The sequence below is a fragment of the Aeromonas sp. SER genome (genome assembly GCF_038739615.1).
GTDB lineage: Bacteria > Pseudomonadota > Gammaproteobacteria > Enterobacterales > Aeromonadaceae > Aeromonas > Aeromonas jandaei.
The window spans coordinates 324,679-344,404 of record NZ_JBCGFC010000003.1; the positions used below are offsets into that span (position 1 = coordinate 324,679).

At 60.2% G+C, this 19,726-nt stretch carries 17 protein-coding genes and 1 pseudogene; 12 read left to right on the top strand and 6 right to left on the bottom strand.

Annotation, left to right across the window (positions count from 1 at the left end; genetic code table 11):
* The first annotated feature begins 4 nt into the window (after window positions 1-4).
* From AAHA41_RS06530 to mltB, 5 genes are all read left to right on the top strand, one after another.
* On the top strand, window positions 5-1,189 hold the full coding sequence (locus AAHA41_RS06530) for an ABC transporter substrate-binding protein (RefSeq protein WP_323068776.1): 1,185 nt from the start codon (window positions 5-7) through the stop codon (window positions 1,187-1,189).
* Window positions 1,189-2,865: an ABC transporter permease gene (locus AAHA41_RS06535; RefSeq protein ID WP_323068774.1), complete on the top strand. Its 1,677-nt coding sequence runs from the start codon at window positions 1,189-1,191 to the stop codon at window positions 2,863-2,865. Before AAHA41_RS06530 ends, AAHA41_RS06535 begins: the two co-directional genes overlap by 1 nt.
* 23 nt (window positions 2,866-2,888) lie before the next feature.
* The gene (locus AAHA41_RS06540) at window positions 2,889-3,527 is read left to right on the top strand and encodes an ATP-binding cassette domain-containing protein (RefSeq protein WP_323068818.1); all 639 of its coding nucleotides are present in this window, start codon (window positions 2,889-2,891) and stop codon (window positions 3,525-3,527) included.
* Window positions 3,528-3,541: 14 nt separating this feature from the next.
* A complete protein-coding gene (locus tag AAHA41_RS06545; protein ID WP_201906869.1) occupies window positions 3,542-4,156 on the top strand; it encodes a CDP-alcohol phosphatidyltransferase family protein in 615 nt (204 codons plus the stop codon).
* A 132-nt stretch (window positions 4,157-4,288) separates the two neighbouring features.
* A complete protein-coding gene (mltB, locus tag AAHA41_RS06550; RefSeq protein ID WP_323068773.1) occupies window positions 4,289-5,371 on the top strand; it encodes a lytic murein transglycosylase B in 1,083 nt (360 codons plus the stop codon).
* Window positions 5,372-5,461: 90 nt separating this feature from the next.
* Here mltB and pgm read toward each other — a convergent pair whose 3' ends face one another.
* Together pgm and seqA are read right to left on the bottom strand one after the other, a co-directional pair.
* Window positions 5,462-7,111, bottom strand: coding sequence for a phosphoglucomutase (alpha-D-glucose-1,6-bisphosphate-dependent) (pgm, locus tag AAHA41_RS06555; RefSeq protein WP_323068771.1), 1,650 nt, complete (start codon window positions 7,109-7,111; stop codon window positions 5,462-5,464).
* A gap of 58 nt (window positions 7,112-7,169) precedes the next feature.
* The gene (seqA, locus tag AAHA41_RS06560) at window positions 7,170-7,685 is read right to left on the bottom strand and encodes a replication initiation negative regulator SeqA (protein WP_162516824.1); all 516 of its coding nucleotides are present in this window, start codon (window positions 7,683-7,685) and stop codon (window positions 7,170-7,172) included.
* A 292-nt stretch (window positions 7,686-7,977) separates the two neighbouring features.
* On the opposite strand from seqA, the gene AAHA41_RS06565 reads away from it, so the two are divergent.
* Genes AAHA41_RS06565 through fldA form a run of 4 tightly spaced genes read left to right on the top strand, consistent with a single transcriptional unit; the run spans window position 7,978 to window position 9,899 of the window.
* The gene (locus AAHA41_RS06565) at window positions 7,978-8,742 is read left to right on the top strand and encodes an alpha/beta fold hydrolase (RefSeq protein ID WP_323068816.1); all 765 of its coding nucleotides are present in this window, start codon (window positions 7,978-7,980) and stop codon (window positions 8,740-8,742) included.
* Between the two features lie 55 nt (window positions 8,743-8,797).
* A complete protein-coding gene (locus AAHA41_RS06570; protein WP_005334296.1) occupies window positions 8,798-9,019 on the top strand; it encodes a DUF2788 domain-containing protein in 222 nt (73 codons plus the stop codon).
* Between the two features lie 19 nt (window positions 9,020-9,038).
* Window positions 9,039-9,335 carry a LexA regulated protein gene (ybfE, locus tag AAHA41_RS06575; RefSeq protein WP_005334297.1) on the top strand — a complete coding sequence of 99 codons (297 nt, stop codon included), beginning with the start codon at window positions 9,039-9,041 and terminating at the stop codon, window positions 9,333-9,335.
* A 39-nt stretch (window positions 9,336-9,374) separates the two neighbouring features.
* The gene (gene fldA, locus AAHA41_RS06580; protein WP_033113451.1) at window positions 9,375-9,899 is read left to right on the top strand and encodes a flavodoxin FldA; all 525 of its coding nucleotides are present in this window, start codon (window positions 9,375-9,377) and stop codon (window positions 9,897-9,899) included.
* A gap of 69 nt (window positions 9,900-9,968) precedes the next feature.
* Here fldA and AAHA41_RS06585 read toward each other — a convergent pair whose 3' ends face one another.
* Window positions 9,969-10,442, bottom strand: coding sequence for a DUF4442 domain-containing protein (locus AAHA41_RS06585; protein WP_033113452.1), 474 nt, complete (start codon window positions 10,440-10,442; stop codon window positions 9,969-9,971).
* A gap of 243 nt (window positions 10,443-10,685) precedes the next feature.
* Here AAHA41_RS06585 and fur point away from each other — a divergent pair, with 243 nt between their 5' ends.
* Window positions 10,686-11,114 carry a ferric iron uptake transcriptional regulator gene (gene fur, locus AAHA41_RS06590; RefSeq protein WP_033113453.1) on the top strand — a complete coding sequence of 143 codons (429 nt, stop codon included), beginning with the start codon at window positions 10,686-10,688 and terminating at the stop codon, window positions 11,112-11,114.
* A gap of 115 nt (window positions 11,115-11,229) precedes the next feature.
* Here the strand turns inward: fur and glnS are convergent, their stop codons facing one another.
* The 3 genes and pseudogenes from glnS to nagE form a co-directional block, all read right to left on the bottom strand.
* Window positions 11,230-12,891, bottom strand: coding sequence for a glutamine--tRNA ligase (glnS, locus tag AAHA41_RS06595; protein WP_042032417.1), 1,662 nt, complete (start codon window positions 12,889-12,891; stop codon window positions 11,230-11,232).
* 343 nt (window positions 12,892-13,234) lie between these two features.
* Window positions 13,235-15,898: a beta-N-acetylhexosaminidase gene (locus AAHA41_RS06600; RefSeq protein ID WP_323068768.1), complete on the bottom strand. Its 2,664-nt coding sequence runs from the start codon at window positions 15,896-15,898 to the stop codon at window positions 13,235-13,237.
* 122 nt (window positions 15,899-16,020) lie between these two features.
* Window positions 16,021-17,498, bottom strand: a pseudogene (nagE, locus tag AAHA41_RS06605) (N-acetylglucosamine-specific PTS transporter subunit IIBC).
* 272 nt (window positions 17,499-17,770) lie between these two features.
* On the opposite strand from nagE, the gene nagB reads away from it, so the two are divergent.
* Together nagB and nagA are read left to right on the top strand one after the other, a co-directional pair.
* Complete coding sequence (gene nagB, locus AAHA41_RS06610) at window positions 17,771-18,571, top strand: glucosamine-6-phosphate deaminase (RefSeq protein ID WP_041208406.1); 801 nt, start codon at window positions 17,771-17,773, stop codon at window positions 18,569-18,571.
* 9 nt (window positions 18,572-18,580) lie between these two features.
* Window positions 18,581-19,726, top strand: coding sequence for an N-acetylglucosamine-6-phosphate deacetylase (gene nagA, locus AAHA41_RS06615; RefSeq protein ID WP_323068766.1), 1,146 nt, complete (start codon window positions 18,581-18,583; stop codon window positions 19,724-19,726).

A 19,726-nucleotide genomic window follows, 5' to 3' on the forward strand; every position in this document is an offset into this window, starting at 1 on the left:
CCGGATGCGACACTCATTGCCTTCGTTCAAACAGCTGTTGTGCGCCCTGCCCCTGCTGGCAGGCACTCTTCTCTTTACTCAGGCCAACGCCGCCGACAACCCGCAGTGGCAACAGACCCTTGATGAGGCCAAAGGGCAGACCGTCTACTTCAACGCCTGGGGCGGCAGCCCGGAGATCAACGCCTATCTGGTGTGGGCCGGGCAGGAGCTGGCGCGCGACTATCAGGTCAAGCTGGTGCAGGTGAAGGTGGATGACATCGCCCAGAGCGTCAGCCAGCTGCTGGCCAACAAGCAGGCGGGCAAGCAAAGTGGCGGCCCCATCGACCTGCTCTGGGTCAACGGCGAGAACTTCAAGGCGCTCAAGGAGCAGGGGCTGCTCGGTGCCCCCTTTACCCGGGAGCTCCCCAACATGGCGCTTGTAGACAACAACCTGCCGGTGAGTGAGGACTTCACCTTGCCAGTGGAAGGGTTGGAAGCCCCCTGGGGCATCGGCCAGCTCAATCTGATGGTCGACACCGAAGAGGTCACCAGCCCCCCCACCTCGGCTGCTGCCCTGCTGGCGTGGGCCAAGGCCCACCCCGGCCGCTTTACCTATCCCAAGCCGCCCCAGTTTCACGGCTCCAGCTTTCTCAAGCAGATCTTGCTGGAGCTGACGCCGGATCCCGCCCCTCTCTATCGGGAGGCGACCGATGCCGAGTTCATCAGGGTCACAGCCCCGCTCTGGGCCTGGCTCGATGAGCTGCATCCGGCACTCTGGCGCAAGGGCAAGCTGTTTCCGGCCAGCGCCGCCGAAACCCGCCAGCTGCTCGATGATGGCGAGCTGGCGATGGCCATCAGCTTCAACCCGCAGGAGGCACAGAGCGCCGCCCAGATTGGTGCCCTGCCCCCCAGCGTCGAGGCGGTCGCCATGGCAAAGGGGTCGCTCACCAACAGCCATTTTCTCGCCATCCCCTTCAACGCCAGCGCCCGTGCGGGGGCCAAGGTGGTCGCCAACTTCCTGCTAAGCCCAGCCGCTCAGGCGCGCAAGGCTGATCCGGCGTACTGGGGTGATCCCAGCGTGCTGCGCAGCGATGCCCTGCCGGACTCAGCCAAGGTACAACCGGCTCTGCGCTTCAAAGCCGTGGCAGAGCCCCACCCCAGCTGGCAGCTCAGGCTCGAAGCCGCCTGGGCCGAGCGCTACGGCCACTGATGAGCCGGTTTGGCTACGCTCCCCTCGGTTGGCGCCCCCTGTTCACCGCAGGGTGTGCTCTGGTTTTTGGCCTTCCATTGCTGGCGGGGGGGTGGCTGCTGCTGGCTGAGGGGCTGACCCGACCCCATCTGCAATTGCTGCTGGCCCAACCGGGCCTGTGGCACTCGGCGCTGCTGAGTCTGTGGATTGGCGCCGCCTCGACCCTCACCAGCCTGCTGCTGACCGCCCTGCTGCTGGCCCACAGTGACAGCCGGGCCTTCTGTTGGCTGCGTCGGTTGCTCTCGCCCTTGCTGGCACTGCCCCATGTCGCCTTTGCCATCGGCTTTGCCTTTCTGCTCGCCCCCTCCGGCTGGTTGCTGCGCCTGCTCTCACCGACCCTCACCGGATTTGAACTGCCTCCCGACTGGCAGACCCTGCGCGATCCCGCCGGGCTTGGGCTCATTCTCGCCTTGACCCTCAAGGAGACCCCCTTCCTGCTGCTGATGGCACTCGGTGCGCAAGACCCCGCCAGGGTGGCACGCCAGCAGTGGCTGGGGGCGAGTCTGGGTTTCAGTGCCCCACAGATCTGGTGGCGCCTGCTGCTGCCTGCGCTCTGGCCTGCCTTGCGCCTGCCCCTCTACGCGGTGGCAGCCTACGGGGTAGCCGTAGTGGATCTGGCCCAGCTGCTCGGGCCCGATCTCCCCGCCCCGCTGGCCGTGCGCCTGTGGCTCTGGTATCAGGATCCTGATCTTCTCTGGCGCGGCGCCACCGCCAGCGGCGCCCTGCTGCTGCTCGCCATCACGACGCTGCTGCTGGCCCTGCTGCGGTTGCTGGAGCTGGCCCATCGAACCCTTGGCAAACCCGACTGGCTCGATGGCAGACGCTCAAAACCAAGCGCTCTTGGCCACACCCTTGCCACCGGCAGCGTGGCGGCCCTGAGCGCCATCAATCTGGGGGTATTGGGGGCGTTGCTGCTCTGGTCGCTGGCCCGACGCTGGCCCTTTCCCGCCCTCTGGCCGAGCCAGTGGAGCGGCCGTTATTGGCTCGACCTGCTGCCGACCCTGTCGCCGCTGCTGACCACCAGCATCCTGCTGGCGCTGGCAAGCGGGGCGATAGGGCTGGCGATGGCGGTGCTGAGTCTGGAGGCACAGGCGGGCCGTCGCCCCTGGCCGCTCTGGCTCATCTGCCTGCCGCTGCTGCTGCCGCAGGCCAGCCTGCTGTTTGGCATCCGGCTCGGGGTGGACTGGTTCAGTCTCGGATGGGGGGGCGGTGGCATCGGCTGGGGCTGGGTGCTCTGGAGCCAGCTGCTGTTTGTCTCTCCCTATGTCTATCTCTGCCTGCACGGCCCCTATCGCCAGTTCGACCCGCGGATCACCCAAAGCGCCCTGCTGCTGGGGGCTACGCCGTGGCGAACCTGGTGGCAGGTCAAAGCACCGCTGCTGGCGCGCCCGCTGCTGTTTGCCTTTGCGGTAGGGGCTGCGGTGAGCCTGGCCCAATACCTGCCAACCCTGCTGTTTGGCGCAGGCCGGGTGGTCACCATCACCACCGAGGCAGTGGCCATCGGCAGCGGCCTCAACCGGCGGCTGGCGGGCCTCTACGGCCTGCTGCAACTGCTGCTGCCGCTCGTTATCTATCTGCTGGCGCTCTGGCTGCCGGCGCAACTCAATCTGGCGCTCAAGGGGATCGGCCAACGATGAACTCTCATGATGGAAATGGCCATATGCTGAGCACCACGCCTCTTCGCCTCTATCTGGAGGAGAGCCTGCTGTTTTCGCTGCCCGCCCTGCAGGTGGCGCCGGGCGAGGTGCTGACCCTGATGGGGCCCAGCGGCTGTGGCAAGAGCTCGCTCTTGGCGGCGCTGGCGGGGGTACTGCCCCCAAGCGGCCCGCTCCGGCTGGAGGGGGACGTGATCCTTGGCGAGCGCCGGCTCACCCAGCTGCCGCCCCAGGCGCGGCATATCGGCATGCTGTTTCAGGATGACCTGCTGTTCGACCACCTGACGGTGGCGGAGAACCTGATGTTTGGCATGCCGGCCAGCGTGAAAGGGCACAGGGCGAGGCGGGAAAAGGCGGTGGCTACGCTGGCGCAGGTGGATCTGACAAGTCAGGCAGACAAGCTTCCGGGGGCGCTCTCCGGCGGCCAGAAGGCTCGCGTCAGCCTGCTGCGGGCGCTGTTGGCCGAGCCCGAAGCATTGTTGTTGGACGAACCCTTCTCCCGCCTCGACAAGCCGCTGCGGGCCGCCTTTCGCGAACTGGTGTTCGCGCAGATCAAGGCGCTGGCCATCCCTGCCATTCTGGTGACCCACGACGAAGAGGACGCGCCGGGCACCATACTTCAGCTCACCGAATCCCGTTTTTGACCGAGGAGTTCACCTTGTTTGATCGCCATCTGATCCCCGTTATCCGCAGCCCCCTCACCCGGCTCGCCAAACCGCTCTGCCGCGCCGGGGTCAGCGCCAACCAGATAAGCCTCACCGGCTTTGCCATCGGCATGCTGGCGCTGCCGCTGCTGGCCTTTGGCTGCTATCAGTGGGCGCTCGCGGCCATCCTGTTCAACCGGCTGCTGGACGGACTCGATGGCGCCGTGGCGCGGGAAACCGGCATCACCGACTGCGGCGGCTTTCTCGATATCACGCTGGACTTTATCTTCTATGCCGCCGTGGTGCTGGGCTTTGCCCTCGCCGCCCCCGCCAATGCGCTGCCCGCCGCCACCCTGCTGTTTGCCTTCATGGGCACCGGCTCGAGCTTTCTGGCGTTTGCCATCATGGCGGGCAAGCGGGGCATCGACAATCCGGTCTACCACCACAAGTCTCTCTACTATCTGGGCGGCCTCACCGAGGGGAGCGAGACCATCGCCCTGTTCGTGCTGATGTGCCTGTGGCCCGCCGCCTTCGCCCCGCTCGCCTACGGCTTTGCCCTGCTCTGCGCCATCACCACCCTGACCCGGCTCTGGAGCGGTTACCACACGCTACGCCCCCCCCGGTGCTAACCAGTGCAGCCCTCACCGGAGGGCTAATCCATCACGCGATGAATTGGCGATGGGTGCGGCGCACGGAACACTTGCGCCCGGATGACAATGTTTTACCATGGCGGCACTTTTATCAGTCTCCTTGAGAACCCTATGCGTCGCCTTGCCTCTCTTCTCACTCTGTCGTTGTTTCCTCTGCTCGGTGGCTGCAGCAGCACGCCGGCTGCCAAGCCAGTGGTCGTCCCCCAACCCAAGAGCGCCTTCATCAACCAGACGCCGTCGCGCAGCCCCGTTTACAGCCAGGGGGTGAGCAAAGGGGACTTCGCCAATCGCACCAATGTGGACAGATTCGTCCAGAAGATGGTCGAGAAGCACGGTTTTGACAGCGCCCAGCTCCATCAGGTGCTGGCGCAGGCAGAGCGCTACGACTGGATCATCCGTCTGATGGATGCCCAGGCGCCGACCACCAGCAAACCGACCGGCCCGACCGGCGCCTGGAACCGCTACCGCGCCAAGTTCATCACCCCGGACAACGTACAGAACGGCGTCAACTTCTGGCGCGAATACGCGAGCGAGCTCAATCGGGCGGAGCAGATCTACGGAGTGCCGCCCGAGATCATCGTCGGCATTATCGGGGTCGAGACCCGCTGGGGCCGGGTGATGGGCAAGACCCGCATTCTGGATGCGCTGGCCACCCTGGCGTTTGATTACCCGCGCCGCGCCGAGTTCTTCACCAGCGAACTGGAAGCCTTCCTGGTGATGACCCGCGATGAGGGGATGGACCCCACCGAACCCAAGGGCTCCTACGCCGGTGCCATGGGCTACGGCCAGTTCATGCCCTCCAGCTTCCAGCGCTACGCGGTGGACTTTGACGGCAACGGCCACACCAACCTGTGGGATCCGGTGGATGCCATCGGCAGCGTCGCCAACTACTTCAAGGCCCACGGCTGGGAGAAGGGGCAACCGGTGGCGGTGCGCGGTCAGGGCCAGCTGCCCGGCTATGAGCACGGCTTCCAGACCCGCTACCCGGTGGCCTCTCTGCGCCGCGCCGGGCTGACCCCCACCAGCAGCCTTGGCAACCACAGCGATGCGAGCCTGCTGCGCCTCGATGTCGGCACCGGCTACCAATACTGGTACGGTCTGCCCAACTTCTACGCCATCACCCGCTACAACCACAGCACCCACTACGCCATGGCGGTGTGGCAGCTGGGGCTGGCGGTGAAGGCGGCGCGCTGACAAACCGCGATCAGCAGATAAAAAAAGGAGCCTTAACGGCTCCTTTTTTATACCAATTACTTTATTTATTCACGGCAGATTGACCCGAAATCAGACCCCGGCCTTGGCCAGTGCCGCGGAGACGATCTGCTGGGCTTCCTGCTGGATGAGGTCGAGGTGCGCGTCGCCCTTGAAGCTCTCCATGTAGATCTTGTAGATAGACTCGGTGCCGGAGGGGCGCGCCGCGAACCAGCCGTTCTCGGTCACCACCTTGAGGCCGCCGATGGCAGCATCGTTGCCCGGCGCCTTGGTCAGCTTGGCGATGATGGGCTCACCGGCCAGAGTGGAGGCTTCCACCAACGCCGGATCCAGCTTGGAGAGCACTGCTTTCTGGGCGCTGTTGGCCGGGGCGTCGATGCGGCGGTAGCTGGAGCTGCCAAATTTGGCTTCCAGTGCGTCGTAATGAGCCTGCGGATCCTTGCCGGTGACCGCCAGAATTTCTGCCGCCAGCAGCGCCAGAATGAAGCCATCCTTGTCGGTGGTCCAGACGGTGCCATCTTTGCGCAGGAAGGAGGCGCCTGCGCTCTCCTCGCCACCAAAGCCGAACTCGCCGCTGTAGAGGCCATCCACGAACCACTTGAAGCCGACCGGCACCTCTTTCAGAGTACGGCCAATCTCGCCGGCCACCCGGTCGATCATGGAGGAAGAGACCAGCGTCTTGCCGACGGCCGCATCGGCAGACCAGCCGGAGCGATGGGTAAACAGATACTGGATCGCCACCGCCAGATAGTGGTTCGGGTTCATCAGGCCGGACTTGGTGACGATGCCGTGACGGTCGTAGTCAGGGTCGTTGCCAAGGGCGATGTCGAACTTGTCTTTGAGGGCAATCAGGCTGGCCATGGCGAACGGGCTGGAGCAGTCCATCCGGATCTTGCCGTCTTTATCCAGGGTCATGAAGGAGAAGGTCGGGTCGACCTTGTAGTTCACCACCTCGATGTTCAGGCCGTAGGTCTTGGCGATGACGTCCCAGTAGGCGACGCCGGAGCCGCCCAACGGATCGACACCGATCTTGATGCCCGCGTTCTTGATGGCATCCATGTCCAGCACGTTCTTCAGATCATCCACATAGGGGGTGACATAGTCGTGCTCGACCACGAACGGGCTCTTGAGCGCCTCGGCGAACGGCATCCGTTTCACGCCGGCCAGACCCGCTTCCAGAATGGCGTTGGCACGATCCTCGACCCACTTGGTGATCTCCCCTTCGGCGGGACCACCGTGAGGCGGGTTGTATTTGAAGCCACCATCTTCCGGCGGGTTGTGGGACGGAGTGATCACCACACCGTCAGCACGGGCAGCCGGTTTGCCTGCATTGTGGCGCAGGATGGCGTGAGAGATGACCGGGGTCGGGGTAAAGCCGAGGCCAGCCTGAATGCGGGTTTCAACGCCGTTGGCGGCCAGCACTTCGACTGCGCTGGCAAAGGCGGATTCGGACAGGGCGTGAGTATCCATGCCGACAAACAGCGGGCCAGTGATACCGGCCTGCTGGCGATACTCCACCAGGGCCTGGGTCACCGCCAGAATATGGGATTCGGTAAAGGCGCTGTGCAGGGCGCTGCCGCGGTGGCCGGAGGTACCGAAGGCAACTCGTTGCTCGGGGCGGCTCATGTCCGGCTTGTTGAGGTAGTAGGCGCTGACCAGACGGGGAATGTTGGTCAGGTCGCTTAAACGGGCCGGCTGACCGGCGTGGGAATGCTGAGCCATGGCGTTTTCCTTGCGTAATGGCGGCCTTGCCGGGCAAGGCCTGAGTCTTGAAAAACCGTTAGATTGCGCCGCACACCTGCGCGATCACCTCGTCGCCGTAACCCATGCTGCTCATCAGCTGGGCCACCATGTTCTGCTTGCGACTGGTGTTGGTGTTGGTGATCACCCAGAACGGGGTTTCCGGTACCGGCTTGGGCTTGGTGGTGCTGCCACTGGCGCGCAGAGCCTCGGGATCCCGCGAGAAATAGACGCGCTTGCGCCCCTTGATTTCGGTGGCCTGGGTAAACCCGACCGGATCATCCCGGTAGAGGGTACTCAGCACCTGCATGAAACGGTTGATGGACTTCTCTTCCTGCTGCAGCTCGCCTGAGTCGAGCAGGGCTTGCAGCCCCTGCGGCGCAGCAACGGCACGGGATGGTGCCGCCACGGCTGGCTCGGCAACGGCGGCTGACGCTGCCCCCTGAGCAGGCTGTTCCAGCAGACGGCGCAGGATGTCGGAGGCACTCTCACCGATGTGCCGGGTCTGGCTAGCGATATAGAAGTAGAGATCGTCATCAAGCTCGATGGTTTTCATAGGGATGCGCTGGACTCGTCGAAATTCGGATGCGGCGATTATACATAGGCAAACCCGACAGCCCAAGGGAGGGGCTGGCAGATGTACATGAATCTCATCGAGAATACGGCATAATAGCGGCCCAAGTGTGTGATCGGCCGCACTGATAGCCGATCTGAACGGGATTTTTTAGAAAAAAAACCACACAAATTTTCCCTTCATCACACGAAATCCTTTTCTTTCCAGTGCGTTAAATCATATCGGCAACGCACTCATGGCCGAACAAGGTGTCATTTTGCAACAAAAGAGCGTAGTGAACTTCAAAGAGCAGGGTCAGGGACCGGCCGTCATTCTGATCCACGGGCTGTTTGGCAGCCTAGATAACCTGGGTCTGCTGGCCCGCGCCCTCGGCGAGCACTATCGGGTCATCAGCGTCGATCTGCGCAACCACGGCACCTCGTTTCGCAGCGACGACATGAGCTATCCGGCGCAGGCCGCCGATATACTCGCGCTGATGGATCACCTTGGGCTGGATCAGGCGGCGATAGTCGGCCACTCCATGGGGGGCAAGGTCGGGATGCAGCTTGCCAAGCTGGCGCCCGCGCGGGTGAGCCGGCTGGTGGTGGCCGACATGGCGCCGGTCGCCTATCCCCACTCCCGCCACCAGAATGTGTTCGCTGGCCTCAACGCCACTCTGGCGGCTCAGCCCCAGAGCCGCAGCGACGCGGAGCGCATTCTGGCCGAACATATCGAGATCGCCGGGGTGCGCCAGTTTCTGCTCAAATCCTTCGCCAAAGGTGACGATGGCTGGCAGTGGCGCTTCAATGTGCCTGCTCTTGAGGAGAACTACGCCAACATCATGGGCTGGCCCGAGGATGAGCGCCGCTTCGAGGGGCCAGTGCTCTTTATCAAGGGGGGGGATTCCGATTACATGCAGCCGCAATACAGCGAGGCGGCACTGGCCCAATTCCCGGCAGCAAAGGTGCGCGTCATCGCCGGAACCGGCCACTGGCTGCATGCGGAAAAACCGATGTTGTTCAACAAACTGGTTGTGGATTTCCTGTCCACAGGCGGTTAACAGTTCCAAATCCTTTGTGATATAGTGCGCCCGTCATAAGGAGTGTGCGCAATCCATGCTAAGTGAACATATCGACCTGATCGAAAGTTTGGGCCTCAAGTTATTCTTTGTGGCCATTTTCATATTGATTGGCCTGGCCATTCAGGACGTTCTCAAACGCGGCAACGTGCCCCGTTTCGGTCGTTTCATCGTCTGGTTGGTACTGTTTCTGGGTTGTGCAGGTTTTGTCGCCAAGGGGCTGATCGAACTGGGCTGGGAAGGCTCAGGACTAGGCTAACAATTTTCATCTGTGATGTATGGCCAAACAGCAAACTGATCGAACAACACTGGATCTGTTCGCAAACGAGAAGCGCCCCGGCAGGCCAAAGACCAACCCACTCCCCCGCGAGACCCAACTCAAGATCAACAAGCGTAACCAGCTTAAGCGCGATCGGGAGAATGGGCTGAAGCGGGTAGAGTTAAAGGTGGAGGCCGAGTTGCTGGAGCGCCTGAACCAACTTGCGTTGCAACAGAACATCAGCCGAGCCGAGCTGATCCAATCTATCCTGAAGCAACAGATTGAGTCCGCCTTTGCGGTGGATATTGCAGTCTGAGCGTCAAGCATTAACACCAAATACGGGTAACTAAACACTATGGCAAGTGTAGGTCTGTTTTTTGGCAGCGATACCGGTAACACCGAAGCTGTCGCCAAGATGATCCAGAAAGAGCTGGGCAAGAATCTGATTGAAGTCCGTGACATCGCCAAGAGCAGCAAGGCCGACATCGAGAACTTCGATCTGCTGATGTTCGGCATCCCGACCTGGTACTACGGCGAAGCACAGGCCGACTGGGACGACTTCTTCCCCGATCTGGGCGAAATCGACTTCACCAACAAGCTGGTTGCCATCTTCGGTTGTGGCGATCAGGAAGACTACGCCGAGTACTTCCTCGACGCCATGGGTACCCTGCGCGACATCGTTGAAGCCAAAGGCGCCATCATCATCGGTCACTGGCCGACTGCCGGTTACGAATTCGAAGCCTCCAAGGCGCTGGTAGATGACAAGCACTTCGTGGGTCTGGGCATCGACGAAGATCGTCAGCCGGAGCTGACCGCCGAGCGCGTCAAAGGCTGGTGCAAGCAGTTGCACGAAGAGATGTGCCTGGGCGAGCTGGAGTAATCTCCTCCCCCTGCTTGCAGCAACAAGGGCCCCGTTGGGGCCCTTGTTCTATCTGCAATTTGCGCTCGTTCACTCTCCCCTGTGCTCGGGCTTGGCCCGCACATAGAGAGTACGTTTCACCTGCGCCACCAGCTCCCCCTGACCGTCCTGCACCGTCACCTCGAATTCGGGAAAGTACTTGATGCCCCCCTCGGTCGCCGCCACGATCTCGGCCAGCTTGCCGTCGCTCAGGTTGAATTCCGCCACCAGCTTGCCCTTGCCCGGCTTGATGTAGTTGATGCTGCCCGCCTTGTCCCAGACGTAATAACGGTTCTTGAAGTAGCCCATCAGCATCAGCGGATAGATGGGATCTGTCATGGCAAACATGCTGCCGCCAAACTGGGTGCGGTTGGCGTTCTTGTTCCACCAGCGGGATTTCAGGGTCACCCGGCAGTAGCGAAAATCATCGCTCAGGGTCTCTATCTTGATGCCGGCACCCCAGAAAGGGGGCCAGGCATTGAGGGCGCGGCGCACCCAGGCCGCGTTGTCAAAAAGCCAATCCATGGATCTCATCCGACCAGATATGTGAAAGTTACATCTTATCAACATCTGCCATCCCGGCAAGTCGATCAAGGTGATTGATTATTTCAATCCAGACCCGGATGAGTGGCTAAACCCTTTGAATTTGCGGGTTTATTTTTAGGGATGCAACGACCTATAATGACAGGCCAAGCGAGTTGAAGGTTGCCATTCCCGCGGCAGTCCATCAGAATAAACCCCACCTTCGAGAATGCGAATAAGTAGAATATGGCAGACAACAACCAAGCGTTAAAAAAGGCCGGGCTCAAGATCACCTTGCCCCGGGTCAAGATCCTGGAAATCCTGCAACAGCCGGACTGCCAACACACCAGTGCCGAAGATCTCTATAAACGCCTGATCGATCTGGGTGAAGAGATTGGCCTCGCCACCGTCTACCGCGTTCTCAACCAGTTTGATGATGCCGGTATCGTGACCCGTCATCACTTCGAAGGGGGCAAGTCGGTATTCGAGCTGGCGACTCAGGAGCACCACGACCATCTGGTTTGCCTGGACTGCGGCAAGGTGATCGAGTTCTCCGACGAGGTGATCGAGCAGCGCCAGAGCGAGATTGCCAAGAAGCACAATATCCGTCTCACCAACCACAGTCTCTACCTCTACGGTCACTGTGCCAGCGGTGAGTGCAAGCACGACGACTGAGTCGGCTGCAACATCAGATCACGGACAATAAAAAAGCCAGCATCAGCTGGCTTTTTTATTGTCCGAAACAGGATAGAAGCACAATGGAGGGCAGAGTCTCCCCTGCCCCACTGTATCAGCCTTCTACCTTGCCCCAAGAGTCGCGCAGGGCAACGGTGCGGTTGAACACCAGATGCTCCGGGCTGGAGAGCTTGTTGTCGGCGCAGAAGTAGCCTTCGCGCTCGAACTGGTAAGCCTGCTCCGGCTTGGCATTCTTGAGCGAAGCCTCGACACGGGCACCCTCGATGATCACCAGGGATTCCGGGTTCAGGGCCGCTTCGAAGTCCTCTTCGGCGCCCGGGTTCGGCACCTTGAACAGACGGTCATAGAGACGCACTTCAGCCGGCAGGGAGTGAGTAGCGCTGACCCAGTGGATCACCCCTTTCACCTTGCGGCCATCGGCCGGATCCTTGCCCAGCGTCTCGGGGTCGTAGCTGCAGTAGATGCAGGTGACTTTGCCATCAGCATCTTTCTCGATGCGCTCGGCCTTGATCACATAGGCATTGCGCAGACGCACTTCCTTGCCCAGCACCAGACGCTTGAACTGCTTGTTCGCCTCTTCTTTGAAGTCCGCTTCGTCGATAAAGATCTCGCGGGTAAAGTTCAGCTCGCGGGTACCCATCTCGGCGTTGCTCGGGTGAGCCGGGGCGGTCAGCACTTCATCGGCAGCCAGGTTCTCGATCACCACCTTCACCGGGTGCAGCACGGCCATGGCGCGCGGCGCATTCTCGTTGAGGTCTTCACGGATGCAGGCTTCCAGCATGCTCATCTCGACGATGTTGTCCTGCTTGGTCACGCCGATGCGCTTGCAGAACTCGCGGATGGAGGCCGGAGTGTAACCACGACGACGCAGACCGGAGACGGTCAGCATGCGCGGGTCGTCCCAGCCATCGACGTGCTTCTCGGTCACCAGCAGGTTCAGCTTGCGCTTGGACATGACGGTGTATTCGAGGTTCAGACGAGAGAACTCGTACTGACGCGGGTGGCAGTCGATGGTGATGTTGTCCAGCACCCAGTCGTACAGACGACGGTTGTCCTGGAACTCCAGAGTACAGATGGAGTGGGTGATCCCTTCCAGGGCGTCCGAGATGCAGTGAGTGAAGTCATACATCGGGTAGATGCACCACTTGTCACCGGTCTGGTGGTGATGGGCAAACTTGATGCGATAGATAACCGGATCGCGCATCACCATGAAGGGAGAAGCCATGTCGATCTTGGCGCGCAGGCAGACAGAGCCCTCGGCAAACTCGCCGTTCTTCATCTTCTCGAACAGGGCCAGGTTCTCTGCCACGCTGCGGTCACGGAACGGGCTGTTCTTGCCCGGCTCGGTCAGGGTGCCGCGGTACTCGCGCATCTGCTCGGGGGAGAGCTCGTCCACATAGGCCAGACCCTTTTCGATCAGCTCAACGGCGTAGCCGTGCAGCTTGTCGAAATAGTCGGAGGAGTAGCAGATCTCGCCGTTCCACTGGAAGCCGAGCCACTGCACGTCCTGCTTGATGGACTCAACGTACTCGATATCTTCCTTCGCCGGGTTGGTATCGTCAAAGCGCAGGTTGCACTGGCCCTGATAGTCGCGGGCGATGCCGAAGTTCAGGCAGATGGATTTGGCGTGGCCGATATGGAGATAACCGTTCGGCTCGGGCGGAAAACGGGTATGCACGCTGCTGTGCTTACCGCTGGCCAGATCTTCATCAATGATCTGACGAATAAAGTTAGTTGGGCTGTTCGCCTGACTCATGGCTCACCTCAAAAAAGCGTCACTGGCGGAAGTTGTGCCGGCTGGCACCCTCATCCCCCCGCCGTCAAGCCGGATATGATCCCTCATTACGCGCCCTGCCTCAACCTGAATTTGGCAGTTCCGGGCTATTGGCGTGCTAAAAAGCGGGTCAAAGCTGCCTCGTCACGCAGGATGTATAAAAAAGCCCCGCACTGGGCGGGGCTGAAAGTGATGAAAAACAAAACAGACAATACACACACAACAAAGGCTCACACGCACAGTCAACCTTTCCCAAATCCGATAGACCATCGCCCTTGGGAAAGGCGGGTCTTGCGACCCACCTTGCGTTACGACATCTGTACTATCAGTTCAGCTCGGTGACTCGGCTGGTACGCTTGCCATCGAAGCTGGTGGTACGCAGGTAGACCTTGCCATCAACGGTCGGTTTGGCCGCGGCGTCGTAGGCAGTCCAGGTCTTGCCGTCCAGGCTGTACTGGATAGGCAGGCCCGGCAGATCCACGTTCGCTTCCAGCACACCGTTCACCACTTTGGCACCCGGTACGGAGAGGCGGTATTCAACACCGGCCTGATCCAGTTTCGGCAGGACGCGCTGACCCAGCACGTTGGCGAACTGGTTCCACTCTTTGTTCAGAGTGGCCTTGTTGACATGCTTGGTCTCGCCGGAGAACTCGCGACCTTTCACATAGTTCAGCTCGAAGCCACCCTTGTGCCATGCGCGCTCGGCCATGGAGAAGATACGCGGGTAAACCATGTACTCGTACTGAGCGTCGGTACGTACGGTTTCACTCCACTGCTGACCGGAAATGCCCTTGAACTTGACCGGATCCTGGTCACCCTTGGCCACGAAGGCGTTGCCGTCGCGGTCAACCGAGGTCTCGGCGTTCTGCGGCAGGTTTTCCGGGGCGAAGGCGAACACCTTGCGGGTGTCGTTGAAACGGGTTGCCCAGTAGTAGCCACGCTCAGCCGGGTGCACCTCGTTCGGGAAGTCGAAGTAGAGGTAATCCGGGTTGGACAGGACCACTTCGTAACCCTTGTGCGCCCACTTCATCGCTTCGTTGAAGCCACCCCAGTAGAGGGTTTCCCAGAAGTTGACACGGGTGTTGTCGGTGGCGAAGTCCTTGGCGCTGTTGGCGTACTTCAGACCATCTTCCCACGCCTGCAGGGTGGAGAAGCCGTGGCCCTTGACCATCTCGCCCACTTCCTTGGCGAAGTAAACCGGCAGTTCAGCAACGTCCTTGATCTTGCCATCGTCGATCATCTTCTGGCACATCGGGGACTTGCCAAACGGCTTGTCCTGCTTGCTGGAGTCGACGTTGCCTTTCCATGCCACCAGCTCTTCTTTCTTGGTGACAGCCGGATCCTGATAACCACCGCCCTGCATGATGTTCTTCGCTTCGTCACCACCGTAGTGCCATGCGGTCAGCGGCTGGCCGGCGGCCTGGTGCATCTGGGCAACTTCATCCATTACCTTGGCCACGAAGGTGGCAGCACCCGGCTGGCAAGGGTTGATGAAGGACATCTTGTCGTAGAACTGGACTGAGGTAACGTTGGAGGTATCAGCCGGGTCAGTCAGGCGGAACTGGTTGGCTTCGGCTTCTTTGCCCTCAGCCATCAGACGCTTGTAACGCGCTTCCATGGAGACCACGGCGGCACGGGCGTGCGCCGGCATGTTGATCTCGGGGATGACGGTCACACCGCGCGCTCTGGCATAACGCACCAGGTCGATATAGTCGGACTTGCTGTAGAAGCCGGAGCCCTGGTTGTCGCTGGTCGGGCCAGAGCCCAGTTGCGGCAGCAGGCACTTGGTTTCGGAGAGATCGTGGCAACGCTGGCTACCGACCTGAGTCAGTTCCGGCAGACCCGGGATCTCGAGACGCCAGCCTTCATCGTTGGTCAGGCCCAGGTGCAGCACGTTGAGCTTCATGGCAGACATCTGGTCAACCAGTTTCTTCATGGTCTCCAGGCTGCGGAAGTGACGAGCCACATCGGTCTGCATACCGCGATATTCAAAGCGCGGCGCATCTTCAACGGTCATCTGGCTAACCAGCTTGTCGTTGACCCCCAAGAGGGAGATCAGGGACTGAGCACCCCAGTAGGCGCCTTCGATGTCGTGACCCTGGATAACAGTGCCTTTCTTGCCGATGGTCATGTCATAACCTTCGGCCTGCTTGAGCTTGCTGCCCAGCTTGATGGTGACCGGGTAGCCGGTGTCGGAGAGGGTAACACCCAGCTTGGTCAGTTGTGCTTTCAGGGCTTCGGCGCGATCGCTCGGCAGATCCAGGGCATTGAGTTTGATGGTGGAGAAGTCAACCTGCGGGCCAGCCTTGACCACCTGCTTCATCGGGGTCGGCAGGATCTGGTTATCGACCTTGCCAGCCGGCAGCAGAGTGCTGGTCTGGTTGGCAGCGAAGCGGGTCTCGCTGTTCATCAGGATGTTCTTGTCATCCTTGATGCGCTTCCAGCCATCAGCCGGCATCGGCTTCTCGTAGGTGGTGGCATCATCGATGTTGCTCATGCTGGCCAGCACTTTCGGCTCGGCACCTTCGCTGGCGACATACCAGTTCGGCATGATGTCAGATTCGAACAGTACCCAATACTCGACCACCAGCGGTACTTCGACGGTGGCATCCTTGGCGAACCCCTGGAACTTCTCGGTTGGCGTCAAACGATAGAGGTCGCCGGTCAGGTGAGTAATGGTGAACTGGTCGTTGTCCACACGCTGGATGCGGCGGATGGAGGATACATAGATGCTCCAATCCTTGGAGGTGACGTCAGCACCGGTGTTGGTCAGGTGCAGCTTGGCAACGCCACAGCTCGCCCACTCGGAGCCCAGCGCCTGGCAATCGAGACCGGCACCGGCGCCATCGTTGGTGACCACTTCATACTTGACCACCAGGTTGTTGGCGAGGGAGTCGACCACGGCTTGCTTGGCGGCATCGGCTGCCTGGACCTGGCTGACGAAAACGGTAGACATGGCAATGGCTAACAGAGAATGTTTCAAGTTCATAACTGCTGCTCTCATTTGAAGTAAAGGTTGGATTTTCTTGGCTTTTTTTATATGGGGCCCCGAGGCGGGGCCCTTAGTTATGTCAACAATGGACTTAGACTTGAGGTGAGCGAGTCGCTCGATTAACGCAGGGCTTTCATCTCACCGGCGATGATTTCGGCCAATGGGCCCAGAATCACCTGCAGGTTCTGCTCACCGAGCTTGACCACACCGGCCGCACCCAGGGCTTTCAGCTTGCGCTCATCGACGATGCTGCGGTCTTTCAGGGTCAGACGCAGACGGGTGATGCAGGCATCGATGGTAACCAGGTTGTCCTGACCGCCCAACACTTCCAGATACTGCTTGGCCAGCTCGGTACGGTTGGTGGACTGGGCAGCAGCCGGAGCAGCAGCTTCATCATCTTCACGACCCGGAGTTTTCAGGTTCAGCTTGGCAATGACTACGCGGAACACTGTGTAGTAGAGGCCGAAGAAGACCAGACCCTGAGGGATCAGCATGTACCAGTTGGTTGCCAGCGGGTTGCGGCTGGAGAGCACCATATCCACCAGACCGGCACTGAAACCGAAACCGGCCATCCAGTGCATGGAGGCAGCGATGAACACGGAGATACCGGTCAGCACGGCGTGGAGACATACAGTACCGGAGCTACGAACATGAAGGAGAATTCGAGCGGCTCGGTTACACCAGTGAAGAAGGAGGCAAAGGCAGCAGCGATCATGATGGACGCAACTTTCTCTTTGTTCTCTTTCTTGGCGGAGTGGTAGATGGCCAGAGCGGCACCCGGCAGACCGAACATCATGATGGGGAAGAAGCCAGCCTGGTACATACCGACCACGCCTTTCACCTGATCAAGGCTCTTGCCAGCGGCCAGAGCGGCATCGATGGTAGCCTGACCACCCAGGAAGTTCGGGATGTCGTTGATACCGGCCACGTTGAACCAGAACACGGAGTTCAGGGCGTGGTGCAGACCAATCGGGATCAGCAGACGGTTGAAGAAGGCGTAGATACCGGCGCCGGTGGAGCCCAGGCTCACGATGGACTCACCGAAGGAGACCAGACCACCGTAGATTGCTGGCCATACTGCCATCAGGATGAAAGATACGACGATCATCACGACGGAGGTTACGATCGGTACCAGACGACGACCGGAGAAGAAGGAGAGGGCCTTGTGCAGCTCGACGCTGCTGAAGCGGTTGTAGAGCTCAGCGGCGATAACACCACACAGGATACCCACGAACTGGTTGCTGATCTTGGCAAACGCGGCAGGAACCTGCTCCACCGGGATGCTCTTGATCTGGGCCACAGCGCCCGGGCTCAGCAGGGTGGTAACGACCAGGAAGCCGACCAGACCTGCCAGAGCAGCAGAACCGTCTTTATCCTTGGACATACCGTAAGCAACACCGACTGCGAACAGTACGGACATGTTATCGATAATGGCTGCGCCCGCTTTAATCAGGAAGGCAGCCAACGCGCTCTCACCACCCCAACCATTCGGGTCAATCCAGTAGCCAACCCCCATCAGGATCGCGGCGGCAGGCAATACCGCTACCGGCACCATCAGGGCACGGCCGATCTTTTGCAAATAACCGAGAATGTTCACGGTTCCTCTCCTTAGTTAATGTTTTTCTAGAAATTAAGTGCTTATCACGTTTGACGCATAAGCCATCAAGGCTTGATTTGCAGTCTAGGGCTTTTATTTCGCTGCGCAAATTAATAAACCGATAATCGTGATCGTTATCACCCAAACAAGATAAAGGTGGTGGATAGATGTGGCTTAGTTCGCAATCTTTATTTACGCTATAAAACAACTTAAATTCGTCTTAGCCCATTGCCACCGTCAAGCCGGTCGCAACCCGACACAGAGGTATCCATATGCGCCTGATCCCGTTGAAGTCCGCCAGCCAAGTAGGCCTGTGGTCTGCCCGTTACATCGTTGACCGTATCAATGCCTTCAAGCCGACAGCAGACCGCCCCTTCGTACTGGGCCTGCCCACCGGTGGCACTCCGCTCAATACCTACAAGCGTCTGATTGAGTTGCACAAGGCTGGCGAAGTGAGCTTCCAGAACGTGGTCACCTTCAACATGGACGAGTACGTCGGCCTGCCGGAAGATCACCCGGAGAGCTACCACAGCTTCATGCACAACAACTTCTTCAGCCACATCGACATCCGTCCCGAGAACATCAACATTCTCAACGGCAATGCCGAAGATCTGGTGGCCGAGTGCAAGCGCTACGAAGAGAAGATCAAGTCCTACGGCAAGATCCACCTGTTCATGGGTGGCGTCGGCAATGACGGCCACATCGCGTTCAACGAACCGGCCTCTTCCCTCTCCTCCCGTACCCGGGTCAAGACCCTGACCGAGGATACCCGCATCGCCAACTCCCGCTTCTTCGGTGGCGACATGGAGCAGGTGCCCAAGCTGGCGCTGACCGTGGGTGTCGGCACCCTGATGGATGCGGAAGAGATCATGATCCTGGTGACCGGCCACGGCAAGGCACTGGCTCTGCAGGCCGCCGTGGAAGGCAGCGTCAACCACATGTGGACCATCTCCACCCTGCAACTGCATCCGAAGGGAATGATGGTGTGTGACGAGCCCTCCACCATGGAGCTCAAGGTCAAGACCGTTCGCTACTTCCAGCAGCTGGAAGCCGCCAACATCGGCCGTTTGTAAGGAGCGCCCATGTACGCATTGACCAACTGCACTCTCTATACCGGCAGCTGCGTGCTGACCGGTTACGGGGTGCTTATCGAGGGCGACAAGATTGTCGCCATCTCCCGCGAGGCCGAGCTGCCTGCGGGTATCGAGCAGATTGACCTCAAAGGCGCCAATCTGACCGCCGGTTTCATCGACGTGCAGCTCAACGGCTGTGGCGGCGTGATGTTCAACACCGACATCACCACAGAAACCCTGGCCACCATGCAGGCGGCCAACCTGAAATCCGGTACCACCAGCTTCCTGCCGACCCTGATCACCAGTCCGGATGCGGACATGAAGCAGGCCGTCGCCGTCACCCGTGACTACATGGCCGCCCGCCCCAACGAGGTGCTGGGTGTCCATCTGGAAGGTCCCTACACCAACCTCAAGCGCAAGGGGATCCACCCTGCCGCGCAAATCCGCCAGCCAGCGGACGAGATGATCGACTTCTTCTGCGCCAACGCGGACGCCATCGCCAAGATCACCCTGGCACCGGAGCGCAACGATCCGGCCCACGTTCGTCGTCTGGTGGATGCGGGGATCCTGGTCTCTGCCGGCCATACCGCCGCCAGTTATGACCAGGCGATGACTGGCTTTGACAACGGCATTCGCTTTGCCACCCACCTCTACAACGCCATGACCCCGACCCTCAACGGTCGCGAGCCGGGTGTGGTGGGCGCCATTTATGACCGCAAGGATGTCTACGCTGGCGTCATCGTCGATGGCCACCATGTGCACTGGGCCAACGTGCGTCTGGCACACAAGATCCTTGGTGAGCGACTGGTGCTGGTCACCGATGCCACTGCCGCGGCAGGGGCGCCGGAAGGGTTTGAGAAATTTGATTTTTGTGGCACCACCGTCTTTTTGCGCGATGGTCAGTGCATTGACGAGAATGGTACACTCGGCGGTTCCTCCCTCACCATGATTGAAGGGGTGGAGAATCTGGTCAAGCAGGTCGGATTACCGCTCGATGAAGCACTGAGAATGGCCAGCCTCTATCCCGCGCGCGCCATTGGATGGGACTCACGTCTCGGTAGTATCCAGGTCGGTAAAGTAGCCAACCTCACTGTCTTCGATCAGGACTTCACGGTCCGTGGGACCGTGGTTAACGGACACTACACACAACAGTGA